Source organism: Cellulomonas hominis (assembly GCF_901521055.1).
GTDB classification, from domain to species: Bacteria; Actinomycetota; Actinomycetes; order Actinomycetales; family Cellulomonadaceae; genus Cellulomonas; species Cellulomonas endometrii.
In genome coordinates, this window is sequence record NZ_CABEGA010000038.1 from 1 (window position 1) to 17,392 (window position 17,392).

A 17,392-nucleotide genomic window follows, 5' to 3' on the forward strand; every position below is an offset into this window, starting at 1 on the left:
GGTCAGGCCGGGCCAGCGCTCCCGCCACGCGCCCCCGGACCCGGCGGCGTCGAGCACGACGAACGTCGGGCCGCCGGGGCGGGGGGCGTCGGAGTCGTCGGAGGGGTCGGCCGCGGTGAACCCGGAGCGGGCCAGGTGCGCCGCCACGGCGAGCCCCGCCTGCCCGGCGCCGACCACCACGACGTCCGCGTACGCGTCGGTCGGGGTGTTCGAGGGCACGTCAGGCACGAGAGGTGCAACGCGCCGCCGTCGCCGGACGTTCCCCGCCGCGGCGCCGCGGTGGTGGGATGGGGGGCGTGGTCGAGCAGCAGCACGTGAACCCCCGCACCGGTCCCCTCCCCGCCGACGAGGTGGCGGCCGTCCACCGGCTCGCCGAGGCGGCCGCGGCGCACGACGGGGTGGCGCCCCTGTCGGAGCAGCCGCTGCTGTGGCTCGCGGGCAGCGGGCCGGACGTCACGCACCTGCTGGTGCCGGACGCCGGCGACGGGCTCGCGGGCTACGCCCAGGTCGACCTCCGCGACCCCGCGCTCGCGACCGCGGAGGTGGTCGTCGACCCCGCGCACCGCCGGCGCGGCACGGGATCCGCCCTGCTCGCCGCCGCGCTCGACGCCGTCCGCGCCCGCGGCGGCGACGCCGTGTCGGTGTGGGCGCACGGCGACGTCCCGCCCGCCCGTGCCCTGGCGGCCGCGCGCGGGCTGCCCGTCGTGCGGGAGCTGTGGCAGATGGCGCTCGAGCCGGTCGCCGTGCCGCCGCTCCGCGACCTCCCGCCCGGCGTCACGGTGCGCCCGTTCGAGCCCGGCCGCGACGAGGACGCGTGGGTCGCCGTGAACGCGCGCGCCTTCGCGGAGCACCCCGAGCAGGGACGCCTGACGCGCACCGACCTGGAGGACCGCATGGCGGAGCCGTGGTTCGACCCCGCCGGCCTGCTGCTCGCCGAGCGGGACGGCCGGCTGCTGGGCGCGGGCTGGACCAAGGTCGAGGACCCCGCGGCGGGCGTGGGCGAGATCTACGCCCTGGGCGTCGACCCGGAGGCGCAGGGCCAGGGGCTGGGCCCGGCGCTGACCGCCCGGATGCTGGACCACCTCGCGGGCCGGGGCGTGCGGCGCGTCGTCCTGTACACGGAGGGAGACAACGCGCCGGCGATCGGCGTCTACCGGGCGGCCGGCTTCGAGCGGTCCGCCGTGGACGTCGTCTACCGCGTCGCCTGAGGGCCCCGGAGGCGGCCGCGGACGCGGCCCCGGCGGCGGCCCCGGAGCGTCCGAAGCCCCCCGCGGTCGCCGTTCGGTCACCCACCGGACACGTCCTGGTGCCACCATGTGGGGATGAGCGACGACACCTCCTCCGACGGCGCCGCCCGGGGCCGGACGCGCCGCGACGCCTCCGCCGCGACGACCGCCCGGACCGCCGCGAGCCGCACGTCGGCGACCACCCGGCGCAGCACCCGGACCTCCGCCGACGGCCGCGCAGCCGCGTCGCGCTCGACGAAGACGGCCGACAGCACCCCCGGTCCGGCGACCGCGCCGGCACCCGCGACCTCCGCGCCGACGACCCGCAGCCGGCTCGCGCCCGAGCTCGCCGCGCACATCGCCGAGCACATCGCGCCGCCCGCGGATCCCGGCGTCTCGCCGCTCGCGGACGTCCTGGACGAGCTGCCGCCGCTGCCGGCGGACCGGTTCCTCGACCGGGAGGTCAGCTGGCTCGCGTTCAACGAGCGCGTGCTGCAGCTCGCGGAGGACCCGACGCAGCCGCTGCTGGAGCGCGTGCGGTACCTGGCGATCTTCGCGTCCAACCTCGACGAGTTCTTCATGGTGCGGGTCGCCGGCCTGAAGCGGCGCATCGCGACCGGCCTGGCCGTGACCGCGGCCTCGGGCCTGAGCCCGCGCCAGGTGCTCGAGGCGATCAGCGTCCGCGCCCACGACCTGGCGGCGCGGCACGCCCGCGTGTTCGCCGAGCAGGTGCAGCCGGAGCTCGCCACGCAGGGCATCACCCTGGTCCGCTGGGAGGAGCTCGGCGAGGCCGAGCAGGACCGGCTGCGCAAGTACTTCCGCAAGCAGATCTTCCCGGTGCTCACGCCCCTCGCGGTCGACCCGGCGCACCCGTTCCCGTACATCTCCGGCCTGTCGCTCAACCTGGCCGTCGTCGTCGTGAACCCGTCGACCGGCAAGGAGCACTTCGCCCGCGTCAAGGTGCCGCCGCTGCTGCCCCGGTACATCGCGGTCGACGCGCGGGGCCGTCCGGCCGCCGCCAACGCGCAGGCCCGCACCGACCGCGGCCCGATGTCGTTCGTGCCCGTCGAGGACGTCATCTCCCAGCACCTGGACCAGCTGTTCCCCGGCATGGAGGTGCGGGAGCACCACACGTTCCGCGTCACCCGCAACGAGGACGTCGAGGTCGAGGAGGACGACGCCGAGAACCTGCTCCAGGCGATGGAGAAGGAGCTGCTTCGCCGCAAGTTCGGCCCGCCGGTGCGCCTGGAGATCGCCGACTCGATCAGCCCCCGCATCCGCCAGCTGCTGGTGCGCGAGCTGGGGGTCGCCGAGGAGGAGGTGTACGAGCTGCCCGCGCCGCTCGACCACACCGGCCTCAACGTCGTCGCCGACCTGGACCGCGCCGACCTGCAGTACCCGCGCTTCGTGCCGACGACGCACCGGTTCCTCGCCGAGGTGGAGAGCGCCACGCCGACGGACGTGTTCGCCGCGATCCGGGCCCGGGACATCCTCCTGCACCACCCGTACGACTCGTTCTCGACGTCGGTGCAGACGTTCCTGGAGCAGGCGGCCGCCGACCCCAAGGTGCTCGCCATCAAGCAGACGCTGTACCGGACGTCGGGCGACTCCCCCATCGTGGACGCCCTGATCGACGCCGCCGAGGCCGGCAAGCAGGTGCTCGCGCTGGTCGAGATCAAGGCCCGCTTCGACGAGCAGGCCAACATCGAGTGGGCGCGCAAGCTCGAGCAGGCCGGCGTGCACGTGGTCTACGGCATCGTCGGCCTGAAGACGCACGCGAAGCTCTCCCTCGTGGTCCGCCAGGAGTCCGACGGGCTGCGCCGGTACTGCCACGTCGGCACCGGCAACTACAACCCGAAGACCGCGCGGATCTACACCGACCTGGGCCTGCTGACCTGCGACCCGGACGTCGGCCAGGACCTGACCCGGCTGTTCAACCAGCTGTCCGGGTACGCGCCGAAGTCGCGGTTCCACCGGCTGCTGGTCGCGCCGCGCTCCGTGCGGGCCGGGCTGGTCGAGCGCATCGAGCGGGAGGCCGTCGCCGCGCGCGAGGGCCGGCCGTCGTGGATCAAGATCAAGGTCAACTCGATGGTCGACGAGGAGACCATCGACGCCCTGTACCGGGCGTCGCAGGCGGGCGTGCCGATCGACCTGTGCGTCCGGGGCATCTGCGCCCTGCGCCCGGGGGTGCCGGGCCTGTCGGAGACCGTGCGCGTGCGGTCGATCCTCGGCCGGTTCCTGGAGCACTCCCGCGTGTTCGCGTTCGCCGCGGACGCGGGCGTCAGCCCGGAGGTCGCGGACGCCGGGCGGGACGACCCCGAGCAGCGACTGCCCGGGCCGGAGATCTACATCGGGTCCGCCGACCTCATGCACCGGAACCTCGACCGCCGCGTCGAGGCGCTGGTGCGCCTGGGCGACCCGGAGCAGATCGCGGAGCTCGTCGACCTGCTCGACGCGTCGATGTCGGACGAGACCTCGTCCTGGCACCTCGGCGCGGACGGGGCGTGGACCCGGCACTCGGAGGGCCCCGAGGGGCCTTTGCGGGACATCCAGTCCACGCTCATCTACCGCCAGCGCCGACGGTTGGGCGCCGCGCGGTGAGCACGGGCCTCGTCGTCGTCGAGGCCGCGGGAGCCCTGGTCTGGCGCGTCCGTCAGGGCCGCCTGCAGGTCGTGCTGGTGCACCGCCCGCGGTACAAGGACTGGTCCTGGCCGAAGGGCAAGCTGGAGCCCGGCGAGCACGTGGTGACCGCCGCCGTGCGGGAGGTCGAGGAGGAGACCGGCCTCGACGTCGTGCTGGGCCGGCCCCTGCCGGGGCTGGAGTACCCGCTGTCCGACGGCCGCCTGAAGCGCGTGCACTACTGGTCGGCCCAGGTCGCGGGCCGCCCCGACCGGCCCGCCGTGCACGCGCGGCCCCCGGCGGAGCACGCGTCCACGGACGAGATCGACCGGGTGCGGTGGGTCGACGCCGACGTGGCGCGCCGCCGCCTGACCCGCGAGGACGACCGCGAGCCGCTGGACGCGCTCGTCGAGGCGCACACGAAGGGCCGGCTCGACACCCGGGCCCTGGTCGTCGTGCGGCACGGCCGCGCCCGCAGCCGCGCGTCCTGGCCCGGCGGGGAGGAGACGCGCCCCCTCACGGACGTCGGGCGCCGGCAGGCCGAGGCGCTGGTGCCGACGCTGTCCGCGTACGGGGTCGTCGAGGTCGTCACCAGCCCGTGGACGCGGTGCGGCGCGACGGTCGCGCCCTACGCCGCGTCGGCCGGGATCACCCCGGTCCAGGACGAGCCGCTGACCGAGGCGCAGCACGCCGAGTCGCCCGAGAAGACGGCGGCCGTGGTCGCCGCGGCCCTGCGCACCGGCGCGGACGTCGCGGTGTGCACGCACCGGCCGGTGCTCCCGACGGTGCTGCGGGTGATCGGGGACCACGCGCGGCGGCGCGTCGCCGAGGAGCTGCCCGCCGAGGACCCGTACCTGCGGCCGGGCCAGATCCTGGTGGCGCACGTCGGCGGGGCGCCGGACGCACCGCGGGTCGAGGCCGTCGAGGTGCACTCCCCGCTGGTGCCGGCGCGGGCCTGAGCGCCGGGCTGGGCGGCGGGCCGGGCGCCGGGCTGAGCGCCGGCCGAAGCGCCGGCGGTCGTCAGCCCAGGAACGCCGCGAGCACCAGGTAGACGAGCCCGCCGACCAGCGCCGCGGCGGGGATGGTCAGCACCCACGCGACGCCGATGCTCTTCGCGACGCCCCACCGCACGGCGGACAGCCGCTTGGTGGCCCCGACGCCCATGATCGCCGAGGTGATCGTGTGGGTCGTGGAGACCGGCGCGTGCAGCCAGTACGCGTTGAGGTACAGCACGATCGCCGACACCGACTCGGCGACGAAGCCGCGCGCCGGGTCCAGCTCGATGATCTTGCGGCCCAACGTGCGCATGATCCGCCAGCCGCCGGAGTACGTGCCCAGCGAGATCGCCGTCGCCGCCGAGAGCTTGACCCACAGCGGGATGTCGTCGTTGTTCTCGTGGTACCCGCCCGCGATGAGCGCCAGCAGGATCACGCCCATCGTCTTCTGCGCGTCCTGCAGGCCGTGCCCGAGCGCCATCGCGGCGGCCGAGGCGGTCTGCGCGAGCCGGAAGCGGCGCTGCGCGGGTGCGGGCGACGCCCGGCGCACCAGCCAGAGCACCCCGACCATCGCCAGGAACGCCACGCCGAACCCGACCAGCGGCGAGATCACCATCGGCAGGACGACCTTGTCGAGGATCGCGTCCCAGTGCACCGTCACGCTGGACGCGACACCGACGCCCGCGAGCCCGCCGATCAGGGCGTGCGTCGACGACGACGGCAGACCGAGCCACCACGTGATGAGGTTCCAGGTGATCGCGCCGATCAGCGCGGAGAGCACGATCACCAGGCCCTCGTGCGACGAGACGTCGTCGATGCTGATGATGTCGTGCGCGATGGTCGTCGCCACGTGCGTGCCGAGCAGGGCCCCGACGAGGTTGAACACCGCCGCCATGATGAGCGCCGCGCGGGGCGTCAGCGCCCGCGTCGACACCGAGGTGGCGATGGCGTTGGCCGCGTCGTGGAAGCCGTTGGTGTAGTCGAAGCCGAGCGCGAACGCGACAACGACCACGACGAGCGCGAGTTCCACCGGTGCTCAGGACTCCTTGAGCGCGATGGTCTCGACGGTGTTGGCGACCTTCTCGAAGGCGTCCGCCGCGTCCTCGAGCTTCTCGACGACCTCCTTCAGCTTCATCAGCTGGATCGGGTCGGTGATCTCGTCGAACATCTGCGCCAGGAGCTTGCGGTGCACCTTGTCGGCCTGGTTCTCGAGGCGGTTGACCTCGACCCAGTACTCGGACAGGGAGTCCATCGAGCGCAGGCGGGGCATGGCCTCCGCGGTGAGCTCGGCCGCACGCTGCAGCACCTGCACCTGGTCCGAGACCCGCGCCGGCAGGGCGTCGAGCTTGTACAGGACGATGAGGTCGGCGGCCTCCTCCATGAAGTCCATGCAGTCGTCCAGCGTGGAGGCCAGGTTGTAGATGTCGTCCCGGTCGAACGGGGTGACGAAGGTCTGGTTGAGCCGACGCATGATCGAGTGGGTGGCCTCGTCGGCCAGGTGCTCGACCTCGCTGATCTGCTTCCCGAGCGCCTTGCGGGCGGTGCGGTCGGCCCCCAGCAGCTCGGCCAGCAGGTTCGCGCCGGTCACGAGGTGCGCCGCGGAGGCGGCGAGGAGATCGAAGAACGAGGTGTCGCGCGGGGTGAGGCGCAGGCGCACGGGAGGCTCCGGGGAAGAGGGCTCTTGTCAGGCACAGGCTAGGGCAGCCGCCGGGTGAACTCACAACCCCGGAGGTGGATGCAGGGTGAACGCACAGCGTGTCGGGGGTGGATCGCCGGTGTCGCGGCCGGTACCGGGACGAACGTCACACGCCGGCGGCGACCGGTGCGAGGAGGGTGACGACGCCGGACCGGGAGCGCCTCTCGGCGCACGGCCGCTCGGAGCGGCTTGAGATGGAGCCCGGGGCTACCGCGGCCCGGCGTCGCCATCGACAGTACTCCTCGACCCGCTCGCGGTCCTCCCCGGGACGGCGTGAGGATCGCCACCGCCGCGGCGGGAACACCGCGGCGGCCGCGGGCCTACTCCAGCGCGCCGGCCCGCCAGAGCCCGGCGGCGTGCTCGAGCTCCTCCGCGGTCCGGACGAGCGACCCCGCGCTGCGGGTCAGCCGCGCCGAGGTGTCACCGGGAGCGAGGTCCAGGTGGTCCGCGTCGAACGCCGCACCGGTCGCCAGCACGCGGCAGAACGCCCCGCCGCGCTCGAGCGCCACCGCGAGGTCGCCCGTGTAGACGCCCGACAGCACGGCGTCCAGCACGTCGCGGACCTCGTCCGGCCCGGGCGGGCTGACCACCCCGACGACGACGTGCTGCACGGGCGCGACCTCGAGGCCCAGGCGGTACCGGTCGGCGATGGTGCGCGGGTCGCGGCGGACCCACTCGCGCAGCACGTACAGCCGCCACAGGGTGCCGGGCAGGGTCGTCGCGGGCGCGTTCGACCACAGCGCCGCCACCACGTCGAGGCCCTCGGTCTCGACCAGCCGGACCAGCCGCTCGACGAGCGCCGGGTCGTCGCCACCGGACCGGCCGCCGTGCACGATCGCGGCGGCGGTGGTGTGGGCGACCTGCGACCGGAGGGCGGGATCCATGTCGCCGGGCAGCGCGTCGGCGTCCCGCGGGTCGAGCATCGCGGGGCGGCGGAACCGGGGTCGGGAGGAGCCGGAGTCGGACGTCACCCCCCGATTGTCCGCCCGCCGCGACCCGGCCCGCACGGCGACGTGGGCGTCCCGCGCGCAGCCCCCTCGACGCGCGAACCGCCCACCAGGACGGATAGGCTCCCCGCCGCACCTCGTCCCGGGCGCCGTTCCGGGTGCGCGAAGTGCCGCGCGGGTGAAAGGTGGGAACGCCTTCGACCGGCGCCCGACGACGTGCTCCGGCCGCTGGTCGTTCCCGCACCAGGACAGCAGGAGCAAGGAGAGCGTCATGGCCGAGAGCAGAACCCAGCCGACGGGCCGGCACCCGTCGCACAACAAGGCGATCGGCCTGGCGGTCGCCGCCGCGGTCGGTGGCTTCCTGTTCGGTTTCGACTCCTCCGTGATCAACGGCGCCGTCGACGCGATCCAGGGCCAGTTCGACCTCGGCGCCACCCTCACCGGCTTCGCCGTCGCGGTGGCGCTCCTGGGCTGCGCGTTCGGCGCCTGGGCCGGTGGCCGGCTGGCCGACCACTGGGGCCGCACCAAGGTGATGGTCCTCGGCGCGGTGCTGTTCTTCGTCTCGTCGATCCTGTCCGCGATCGCGTTCAGCGTCTGGGACCTGATCCTGTGGCGCATCCTCGCGGGCGTCGGCATCGGCATCGCCTCGGTGATCGCCCCGGCGTACATCGCGGAGATCGCCCCCGCGGCGCTGCGCGGCCGGCTGGGCTCGCTGCAGCAGCTCGCGATCACGCTCGGCATCTTCGCCGCCCTGCTGTCCGACCAGCTCCTGCAGGAGGCGGCCGGCGGCGCGGGCGAGGTGCTGTGGCTCGGGTGGGAGGCCTGGCGCTGGATGTTCCTGGTCGCGGTCGTCCCGGCGGCCGTCTACGGCATCCTCGCGCTCCGCATCCCCGAGTCGCCCCGCTACCTGGTGGCCAAGGGCCGGCGGGACGAGGCCGTCGCGGTCCTGGAGAGCGTCCTCGGCCCGGACGAGGACGCGCGCGAGCGCGTGTCGCAGATCGAGAAGACGATCGAGAAGGACAAGGCGCTCGAGGAGCAGGCCACCCTGCGCGGCCCGAAGTTCGGGCTCCTGCCGGTGGTGTGGGTCGGCATCCTGCTGTCGGTGTTCCAGCAGTTCGTCGGCATCAACGTGATCTTCTACTACTCGACGACGCTGTGGCAGGCGGTCGGCTTCGACGAGAGCCAGTCGTTCCTGGTCTCGACGATCACCTCGGTGACCAACGTCGCGGTGACGTTCATCGCGATCGCCCTCATCGACAAGGTCGGCCGCCGGCCGATCCTGCTCACCGGCTCCGCCGGCATGACGATCTCGCTGGCGATCATGGCCATCGCGTTCACGCAGGCCTCCGGGTCCGGCGAGGACGTGTCGCTCCCGTCGCCGTGGGGCCCGGTCGCCCTGGTCGCGGCCAACGCGTTCGTGGTGTTCTTCGGCGCGTCGTGGGGCCCGCTGGTCTGGGTCCTGCTCGGTGAGATGTTCCCCAACCGGATCCGCGCCGCCGCCCTGGGCGTGGCCGCCGCCGCGCAGTGGATCGCGAACTTCCTCATCACCGTGTCGTTCCCGCCGATGCTCGACCAGTTCGGCGCGACGGGGCCGTACCTGATGTACGCGATCTTCGCGGGCCTGTCGTTCTTCTTCGTGCTCGGCAAGGTGCCCGAGACGAAGGGCGTCGAGCTCGAGGACATGGAGGACCTGCCCCCGGCCCGGCAGCGCCAGGCCCGTCAGGCCCGCCAGACGCGCGGCTGACCACCCGGCTTGCCCCGGCCCGAGCCCCTCGCGGAAACTTCGCGGGGGGCTCGGCCGTTGTCCGGACGGCAGTCGTCGGTCGAAGGGACGCATCACCGTGGTCACGCAGCAGCACCCGTCGGGCACGCCGCACGGCGCGCAGGGTACCCCGCTCGTCGCGCACGACGTCTGGGCCGGCTACGGCGGGCAGCCCGTCCTCGCGGGCGCGAGCATCTCCGTGGCGCCGGGCGAGACGGTCGGGCTGATCGGGCGGTCGGGCGCCGGCAAGTCGACGCTCGTCCAGGTGCTGCTGGGACGGCACAAGACCACGCAGGGCCGCGCGACGTACGGCGGCCGCCCCGTGGGGAAGATGTCCCGCAAGGAGGCGAAGGCCTTCCGGTCCGTCGTCCGCGCCGTCCACCAGGAGGGCCTGGCGGGTGCCGACCCGCGCTCCTCGGTCGCGAAGCTGCTCGGCGGGACGCTGAACGACGCCCGCAAGGCCGGCCGCGCGACCGGGCTGGAGCCCGCGGACATGCTGGTCCGCGTCGGCCTGGAGCCCCGCTACCTCGACCGCACGCTGTACTCGCTGTCCGGCGGCGAGCGGCAGCGCGTCGTGCTCGCGGACGCGCTGGCCACCCGCCCGGAGATCCTCGTGCTGGACGAGCCCGCCACGGCCCTGGACCCCGCCCTGCGCGACGCGGTCGCGGACCAGCTCGTCGCCCTCGCGGAGGCCGGCGTCGGCCTGCTCGTCGTGTCGCACGACCTGCGGATGGTCGACCGGCTCGCGAGCACCGTGCACGTGCTCGCCGAGGGCCGCGTGGTCGAGTCCGGCCCGCTACGCACGCTGCTGACGGACCCGCAGCACGACGACACCCGCGAGCTCGCGCAGGCGTTCCCCGAGGCGGTCGGCTCCTTCCGCTGACGCTCGGAGCCGTCAGGCGTCAGGTGCGGAGGCGTCAGGTGCGCGGGCGTCAGGCGCGCGCCGGCGGTTCCGGGACGCGCCGCAGGAACGCGCGCACCCGGGCGGTGAACGCCGCCGGGTCGGACAGCGGCAGCCCGTGGTCGGCGCCGGGCACGATCACGCACTCCCCCGCCGGCAGGTGGGCCGCGACGGCCGCGGTGTGCCCGGGGCGGATCACGTCGTGCTCCCCCGCCATGACGAGCACCGGCACGGCGACCCGGGACAGCGCCCGCAGCGGGATGCGCGGCTGGTGCACCATCAGGTCCGTGACCTCGGCGCGGGCGCGGGCCGCGGGGTCGAGGACGCCCCGGGCGCGCTGCCGCAGCCACGCCACGGTGACCTCGGCGCGGGCCCGGCGGGTCAGCCCGGGGGGGTCGGTGTTCGCCCCGTACAGCACGAGCGACCGCACGGCGCGCGGGTGCCTCAGCGCGAGCATGAGCGCGACGTTCCCGCCGTCGGAGTAGCCCACGACGTGCACGGGCGCACCGGGCCACACGGCGCCCAGCACCGCCGCGACGTCGTCGGCCATCGACGCGATGGTCAGCGGGCCGGACCCCCGCGGGGAGCGGCCGTGCCCGCGTGCGTCGACGGAGAGCACCCGGTGGTCGCGGGCGAGGTCGGCCGCGACCGGCGCGAGGGAGCGGGCGTCCTCGCCGTTGCCGTGCAGCAGCACGACGGTCGGCCCCGCGCCGGCGACGTCGACGTGCAGGCCGGCCACGAGGCCCTCGGGTGCGGACATGGCGCCGACCGTACCGCCCCGGAGCTGCACGATGCCGCGCGGGCGGGCGCCCGGGCTCAGCGTCGCGGCAGGCCCGGAGTGGAGTCCCGCAGCTCGACCGCGCCGAGCACGGGCACCACGACCGGGTCGTCCGCCGGCGGCGCGAGCACGAGCCGCACGGCCTCCGCGCCGATCTGCTCGAGCGGCAGCCGCACCGTGGTGAGCGCGGGGGTCACGTCCCGCAGCGTCTCGATCCCGTCGAACCCCGCGACGGCCAGGTCGCCCGGCACGTCGACGCCCGCGTCCCGCGCGGCCGCCAGCGCACCGACCGCCATCACGTCGTTCAGCGCCAGCACCACCTCGACGTCGCCCCGGTCCGCGAGCAGCCGGCGCATGGCCTCGTAGGCGCCGTCACGGCTCAGCGGCGAGGGGAGCACCCGGTCCGGCGGCACCGGGCAGCCGAGCGCGGCGAGCTCCTCGAGGAACCCGTCCCGGCGGTCCGCGGCGGTCGCGTGCGCGCCCGGGCCGGCGAGCACCGCGAACCGGCGGTACCCGCGCCCGTGCAGGGCCCGCACCAGGTCGGACGCGCCCTCCCGGTTGCCGACGGCGACCGTGCTGGAGCCCAGGGCGGCCTGGCCGATCACCGCCACCGAGCCCCCGATGCCGCGGAACGAGTCGAGCGCCGCACGCAGCGCGTCGTCCGCCCCCGGGTCACCGGTCCGGCCACCCGCGAGGATCACGGCCCGGGCCCGCTGCCGCTCGAGCAGGCCGACGGTCTCGATCTCGCGCTGCGGGTCCCGCCCGGTCGACGCGAGGGTCACCATCAGGCCGGCCTCGTCCGCCGCCGCGGCGACACCCGCCGCGATCGCCCCGAAGTACGGGTCGGCGATGTCGTGCACCACCAGGCCGAGCGACGTCGTGCGGCCGCGCGCCATCGCCTGGGCGATCCCGTCCGGGGAGTAGCGGAGCCGCGCCGCGGCCGCGAGCACCCGCTGGCGCAGGTCCGCGCCGACCGTCCGGTTGGCGCTGCCGTTCAGGGCGCGGGACGCGGTGGCGAGGGAGACCCCCGCCTCCCGGGCCACGTCGCTGAGCGTCACCTGTCCGGCCATGCTCGCCAGGGTAGGCGCATTCCTTCGCGCGAGATCGAACGATTCTGGGTGCTCCCACCCCCGGAATTGCCCGTTTTCCGGGTGAATTCCGGGCGAATGCGACGGTCGGTCCCTGACCCGCTCCCCGGGACGACGAAGGGCCGGGCCGCACCTCGCGGTGCGACCCGGCCCTTGTCGTGGCCCTGCTGGGCGGTGCGGCGTCAAGCGGGCAGGAGGCCCGTCCCGCCGTCACCGGACGACGCGATCGGCGGCGCCGGCGGGACGTCCGTGCCGGAGCCCGGCGTCCCGGCGGAGTGCGCCCCGACGGCGGCCGGCTCCTTGGGGCGGGAGCCACGCTCCTCCCCGCGGAACACGAACTCGCCGAGGATGCCCTCGCCGTGCGCGTCCACGACGATCTGCTGACCCGCGTGCAGCTCGCCGAACAGGATCTTCTCGGACAGCGCGTCCTCGATCTCCCGCTGGATCGCGCGGCGCAGCGGCCGGGCGCCCAGGACCGGGTCGTAGCCCTTCTCCGAGAGCAGCTTCTTGGCCGCCTCGGTGAGCTCGATGCCCATCTCCTTGTCGCGCAGGCGGCCGTCGAGCTTCGCGATCATCAGGTCGACGATCTGGAAGATCTCGGGCTGCGAGAGCTGCGGGAACACGACCACGTCGTCGACGCGGTTGAGGAACTCCGGACGGAAGTGCGTCTTGAGCTCGTCGTTGACCTTCGTCTTCATGCGCTCGTACGACGTCGACAGGTCGCCGCCGGCCTGGAAGCCGGTCTGGACGCCCTTGGCGATGTCCCGGGTGCCGAGGTTCGTGGTCATGATGATGACGGTGTTCTTGAAGTCGACCACCCGGCCCTGCGAGTCGGTCAGGCGACCGTCCTCGAGGATCTGCAGCAGCGAGTTGAAGATGTCCGCGTGCGCCTTCTCGACCTCGTCGAACAGCACGACCGAGAACGGCTTGCGCCGCACCTTCTCGGTGAGCTGACCGCCCTCGTCGTAGCCGACGTACCCGGGGGGCGAGCCGAACAGCCGCGACACGGTGTGCTTCTCCGAGAACTCGGACATGTCGAGCTGGATCAGCGCGTCCTCGTCACCGAACAGGAACTCCGCGAGCGCCTTGGCGAGCTCGGTCTTCCCGACGCCGGTCGGGCCGGCGAAGATGAACGAGCCACCGGGACGCTTCGGGTCCTTCAGGCCGGCACGCGTGCGGCGGATGGCCTGCGAGAGCGCCTTGATCGCCGACTCCTGCCCGACGACGCGCTTGTGCAGCTCGTCCTCCATGTGCAGCAGGCGGCTGGACTCGGCCTCGGTGAGCTTGAACACCGGGATCCCGGTGGCCAGCGCCAGCACCTCGGCGATGAGCTCCTCGTCGACCTCGGCGACCGCGTCCAGGTCGCCCGACTTCCAGGCCTTCTCCTTCTCCTGGCGCTTGAGGCCGAGCTGCTTCTCCTGGTCGCGCAGCCGCGCGGCCTTCTCGAAGTCCTGCTCGTCGATCGCGGACTCCTTGTCGCGGCGCGTCTCGGAGATCTGCTCGTCGAGCTCGCGGAGCTCCGGCGGGGCCGTCATGCGACGGATCCGCAGGCGGGCACCGGCCTCGTCGACCAGGTCGATCGCCTTGTCCGGCAGGAACCGGTCGTTGACGTACCGGTCGGCCAGCGTCGCCGCGGCCACGAGGGCCCCGTCGGTGATGGACACCCGGTGGTGCGCCTCGTACCGGTCGCGCAGGCCCTTGAGGATCTCGATGGCGTGCTGCAGGTTCGGCTCGGACACCTGGATCGGCTGGAACCGGCGCTCGAGGGCCGGGTCCTTCTCGACGTACTTGCGGTACTCGTCGAGCGTCGTGGCACCGACCGTCTGCAGCTCGCCGCGGGCGAGCATCGGCTTGAGGATGCTGGCGGCGTCGATCGCGCCCTCGGCGGCACCCGCACCCACGAGGGTGTGGATCTCGTCGATGAACAGGATGATGTCGCCGCGGGTGCGGATCTCCTTGAGCACCTTCTTCAGGCGCTCCTCGAAGTCACCGCGGTAGCGGCTGCCGGCCACCAGGGCGCCGAGGTCCAACGTGTAGAGCTGCTTGTCCTTCAGCGTCTCGGGGACGTCGCCGCGGACGATGTCCTGGGCGAGGCCCTCGACGACGGCGGTCTTGCCGACGCCGGGCTCACCGATCAGCACGGGGTTGTTCTTGGTGCGGCGGGACAGCACCTGCATGACCCGCTCGATCTCCTTCTCGCGCCCGATGACCGGGTCGAGCTTGCCCTCGCGCGCGGCCTGCGTCAGGTTGCGGCCGAACTGGTCGAGGACGGCGGAGCCGGAGGGCTGACCCTCCTGCGGGCCACCGGCGGCCACGGGCTCCTTGCCCTGGTAGCCGGACAGCAGCTGGATGACCTGCTGGCGCACGCGGTTGAGGTCGGCGCCGAGCTTGCCCAGCACCTGGGCGGCGACGCCCTCACCCTCGCGGATGAGGCCGAGCAGGATGTGCTCGGTCCCGATGTAGTTGTGGCCGAGCTGCAGCGCCTCGCGCAGCGACAGCTCCAGCACCTTCTTGGCACGCGGCGTGAACGGGATGTGCCCGCTCGGGGCCTGCTGGCCCTCGCCGATGATCTCCTGCACCTGGGCGCGCACCGCGTCGAGCGAGATGTTCAGCGACTCCAGGGCCTTGGCCGCGACACCCTCCCCCTCGTGGATCAGGCCCAGGAGGATGTGCTCGGTGCCGATGTAGTTGTGGTTGAGCATCCGCGCCTCTTCCTGGGCGAGGACGACCACGCGACGGGCTCGGTCCGTGAATCTCTCGAACATGTGCACTCCTCACGAGCGGCGTGCTCGTCGGACGCGACCGGGCTCTTGTTGCCCGTGCGCCACGCACGACGAGGCGGCGTTGTTCGATGCTAACGGCGGGGGGTGTCCGAGGCGTCCCGTGTTCGCCCCTGGCGTGACGGCCCCGGGCCGGCCCGGGCCGGTACGCGGGGATGAGCGTCAGGACGTGAAGGTGTGGGTGCCGCCCTCGACCTCGTGGACGCGGCCGTCGGGGAGGACGACCTCCGCCGGCACGCCGTCCGGGACCGTGACGTCGAGCGTGAAGCCGGCCTCGTCGCGCCGCCACGCGACCTCGATGCGGCCGGAGCGGGAGTCGTACGCGGCGGTGACGTGGTCGATGCCCGGCCCGGGCACCGGCTGGACCCGGATGCGCCGGTAGCCGGGCTCGGCGGGGCGGATGCCGGCGACGACCTGGTAGATCCAGTCGGCGACCGCACCGAGCGCGTAGTGGTTGAACGACGTCATCTCGCCGGGGTTGATGGTCCCGTCGGGCAGCATCGAGTCCCACCGCTCCCAGACCGTCGTCGCGCCCATCGTGACGGGGTACAGCCAGGACGGGCACTCCTTCTCCAGCAGCAGCCGGTACGCCTCGTCGACGTACCCCGTCTCGGACAGCGCCCAGGTGATGAAGGGGGTGCCGGCGAAGCCCGTGGTCACGCGGTAGCCGGACTCCCGGACGATCTCGGCGAGCCGGGCGGCGGCCGCCTTGCGGTCCTGCTCGTCGAGGAGCCCGAACGCGATCGCGAGGGCGTAGACCGTGGCGCAGTCGGACAGGACCCGGCCGCCGTCCACGTAGTGCTCCACGAACGCGGCGCGGGTGCGCTCGGCGAGCGCGGTCCAGCGGGCGGCGTCGTCGGTGCGCCCGAGGACTGCCGCGGCCTCGGCGGCGAACGACGCGCTGCGGAACAGGCACGCCGTCGCGACGACGCCCTTGTCGGCCTTGGCGTTCCACGGCTCGTGCGGCGAGGCGTCCGGGTCCAGCCAGTCGCCGAACTGGAACCCCTGGTCCCAGAGACCAGTCGGCGAGAGGTCCCGCTCGACCGACTCGAGGTGCAGCACCATGCCCGGGTAGTGCGCGGCGAGCCGGTCCACGTCCCCGTACGCCTGCCAGAGCGCCTGCGGGACCCAGACGGCGGCGTCGCCCCACACCGCGGTCGCGTTGTTCCCGAAGCCCTCCCCCTCGACGCCGGACATGTCCCCGTGCTTGAGCACGTCCGGGACGACGTGCGGCACGGTGCCGTGCGGCGAGTGCCGGACCTCCTGCTCCACGTCCAGCAGCCACTTGTGCAGGAAGTCGGCCGTGTCGAACTGGAAGGACGCGGACGCCGCGTAGGCGGCGATGTCGCCGGTCCAGCCCAGGCGCTCGTCGCGCTGCGGGCAGTCCGTCGGGACGTCGAGGAAGTTGCCCTTCTGCCCCCACACCGAGTTGTGAACGAGCTGGTCGACCAGCGGGTCGGAGGACGCGAACTCGCTGGTGCGGCGCATGTCCGAGTGCACGACGACGGCCTCGAGCGCGTCGGGCGCGAGCTCGCCGGGCCAGCCGGTGACCTCCGCGTACCGGAACCCGTGGAACGTGAACGTCGGCTCGAAGACGTCGGTCCCGCCGGACAGGACGAACGTGTCGGTCTGCGCGGCGGCGCGCAGGGGCCGCGTGCCGAGCTCCTCGTCCTCCAGCACCTCGGCGTGCCGCAGGACGACCTCGGTCCCCGCCGGCCCCGTCACTGTCACGCGGAGCCAGCCGACGAGGTTCTGGCCGAAGTCGACGAGCGTGCGCCCCGACGGCGAGGTCCAGACGCGCTCGGGCCGCAGCACCTCGTGCCGGCTGACCAGCGGCCCGGCCTGCTCGACCAGCGTGCCGCGGTCCAGCTCGGCGGTCCGGACCGCGAGCGGCTCGCCCCCGCCGCGCAGCCGCGCGTCGATCCGCTGCCCGCCGTAGATCGAGGCCGAGGTCGTCGCGGAGGTCCGGCCCGTCCAGCCCGGGGAGGTGCCGATCGTCTGCGTGGCGCCGTCGTCGAACGTCACGGCCAGCGCCGCGAGGAACGCGAGGTCGGTCCCGTAGTTCGCGTTCGCGCCGGCGAAGCCGAGGTCGCCGCGGTACCAGCCGTTCCCGAGCAGGGCCTCGACGGTGACGTCCCGGGGGCCCGACGCCACGAGCTCCGTGACGTCGAAGGCCTGCACCTGGAGCCGCCACTCGTAGGCGGTCCAGCCGGGGTTCAGCACCGAGTCGGTGACCGGGCGGCCGTTGACGCTCGCCTCGTACACGCCGTGCGCGGTGGCGACCAGCCGGGCGGCACGGACCTCCGAGGGGTCGCGGTCGAGCGGGACGGTGGTCGCGAGCACGACGGCGGCGGCGCGGTCCGCGTCGGCGGTGATCGGCTGGGCGGCGTCCAGGACGGACGCGGCGGTGCTGGGTGCGACGGGCACGGGTTCTCCTTCGAACGGTGCGGTCCGGCGGTGGCCCGCGGTCGGGGGACCGGCGGACGGCGCCACGCTACACGGCGCTGAATCGGTTCACAACGGTGCGTCGCGGTCTATGCTGCGCCTGGGTCCTGCGAGCGGGGCGAGAGTCGCCGACGACGACGCCGGACACCCGGGAA

12 protein-coding genes and 1 pseudogene are annotated in these 17,392 nt (G+C 74.0%); 5 read left to right on the forward strand and 8 right to left on the reverse strand.

Going from position 1 to position 17,392, the window contains the following annotated elements; genetic code table 11:
• Positions 1-219 (reverse strand): annotated as a pseudogene (locus tag KJP73_RS10875) (pyridine nucleotide-disulfide oxidoreductase); the annotation flags it as partial.
• A 77-nt stretch (positions 220-296) separates the two neighbouring features.
• On the opposite strand from KJP73_RS10875, the gene mshD reads away from it, so the two are divergent.
• The 3 genes from mshD to KJP73_RS10890 all read left to right on the forward strand — a co-directional run bounded on the left by mshD (position 297) and on the right by KJP73_RS10890 (position 4,804).
• Positions 297-1,208, forward strand: a complete 912-nt coding sequence (gene mshD, locus KJP73_RS10880) for a mycothiol synthase (protein ID WP_249669306.1) — start codon at positions 297-299, stop codon at positions 1,206-1,208.
• Between the two features lie 114 nt (positions 1,209-1,322).
• Positions 1,323-3,827 (forward strand): RNA degradosome polyphosphate kinase, encoded by a 2,505-nt coding sequence (locus tag KJP73_RS10885; RefSeq protein WP_249669307.1) that lies wholly within the window; start codon positions 1,323-1,325, stop codon positions 3,825-3,827.
• Positions 3,824-4,804, forward strand: a complete 981-nt coding sequence (locus KJP73_RS10890; RefSeq protein ID WP_213282884.1) for an NUDIX hydrolase — start codon at positions 3,824-3,826, stop codon at positions 4,802-4,804. The genes KJP73_RS10885 and KJP73_RS10890 overlap by 4 nt, the downstream gene beginning before the upstream one ends.
• Before the next feature lie 61 nt (positions 4,805-4,865).
• On the opposite strand, the gene KJP73_RS10895 is transcribed toward KJP73_RS10890, so the two are convergent.
• The 3 genes from KJP73_RS10895 to KJP73_RS10905 all read right to left on the reverse strand — a co-directional run bounded on the left by KJP73_RS10895 (position 4,866) and on the right by KJP73_RS10905 (position 7,459).
• Complete coding sequence (locus tag KJP73_RS10895) at positions 4,866-5,870, reverse strand: inorganic phosphate transporter (RefSeq protein ID WP_213282885.1); 1,005 nt, start codon at positions 5,868-5,870, stop codon at positions 4,866-4,868.
• A gap of 6 nt (positions 5,871-5,876) precedes the next feature.
• Positions 5,877-6,497, reverse strand: coding sequence for a DUF47 domain-containing protein (locus tag KJP73_RS10900; protein WP_213282886.1), 621 nt, complete (start codon positions 6,495-6,497; stop codon positions 5,877-5,879).
• A gap of 359 nt (positions 6,498-6,856) precedes the next feature.
• Positions 6,857-7,459, reverse strand: coding sequence for a hypothetical protein (locus KJP73_RS10905; protein WP_213282914.1), 603 nt, complete (start codon positions 7,457-7,459; stop codon positions 6,857-6,859).
• Positions 7,460-7,754: 295 nt separating this feature from the next.
• Here KJP73_RS10905 and KJP73_RS10910 point away from each other — a divergent pair, with 295 nt between their 5' ends.
• Positions 7,755-9,227, forward strand: coding sequence for a sugar porter family MFS transporter (locus KJP73_RS10910; RefSeq protein WP_213282887.1), 1,473 nt, complete (start codon positions 7,755-7,757; stop codon positions 9,225-9,227).
• A gap of 97 nt (positions 9,228-9,324) precedes the next feature.
• Positions 9,325-10,128, forward strand: coding sequence for an ABC transporter ATP-binding protein (locus KJP73_RS10915; RefSeq protein WP_213282888.1), 804 nt, complete (start codon positions 9,325-9,327; stop codon positions 10,126-10,128).
• Positions 10,129-10,177: 49 nt separating this feature from the next.
• On the opposite strand, the gene KJP73_RS10920 is transcribed toward KJP73_RS10915, so the two are convergent.
• The 4 genes from KJP73_RS10920 to KJP73_RS10935 form a co-directional block, all read right to left on the reverse strand.
• On the reverse strand, positions 10,178-10,906 hold the full coding sequence (locus KJP73_RS10920) for an alpha/beta fold hydrolase (protein ID WP_213282889.1): 729 nt from the start codon (positions 10,904-10,906) through the stop codon (positions 10,178-10,180).
• A gap of 56 nt (positions 10,907-10,962) precedes the next feature.
• Entirely contained in the window at positions 10,963-11,994 is a 1,032-nt protein-coding gene (locus KJP73_RS10925; protein ID WP_213282890.1) for a LacI family DNA-binding transcriptional regulator, read from the reverse strand.
• 200 nt (positions 11,995-12,194) lie between these two features.
• Positions 12,195-14,777: an ATP-dependent Clp protease ATP-binding subunit gene (locus KJP73_RS10930; RefSeq protein WP_213282891.1), complete on the reverse strand. Its 2,583-nt coding sequence runs from the start codon at positions 14,775-14,777 to the stop codon at positions 12,195-12,197.
• A gap of 177 nt (positions 14,778-14,954) precedes the next feature.
• Positions 14,955-17,219: a family 78 glycoside hydrolase catalytic domain gene (locus KJP73_RS10935; RefSeq protein ID WP_213282892.1), complete on the reverse strand. Its 2,265-nt coding sequence runs from the start codon at positions 17,217-17,219 to the stop codon at positions 14,955-14,957.
• Positions 17,220-17,392 lie beyond the last annotated feature (173 nt).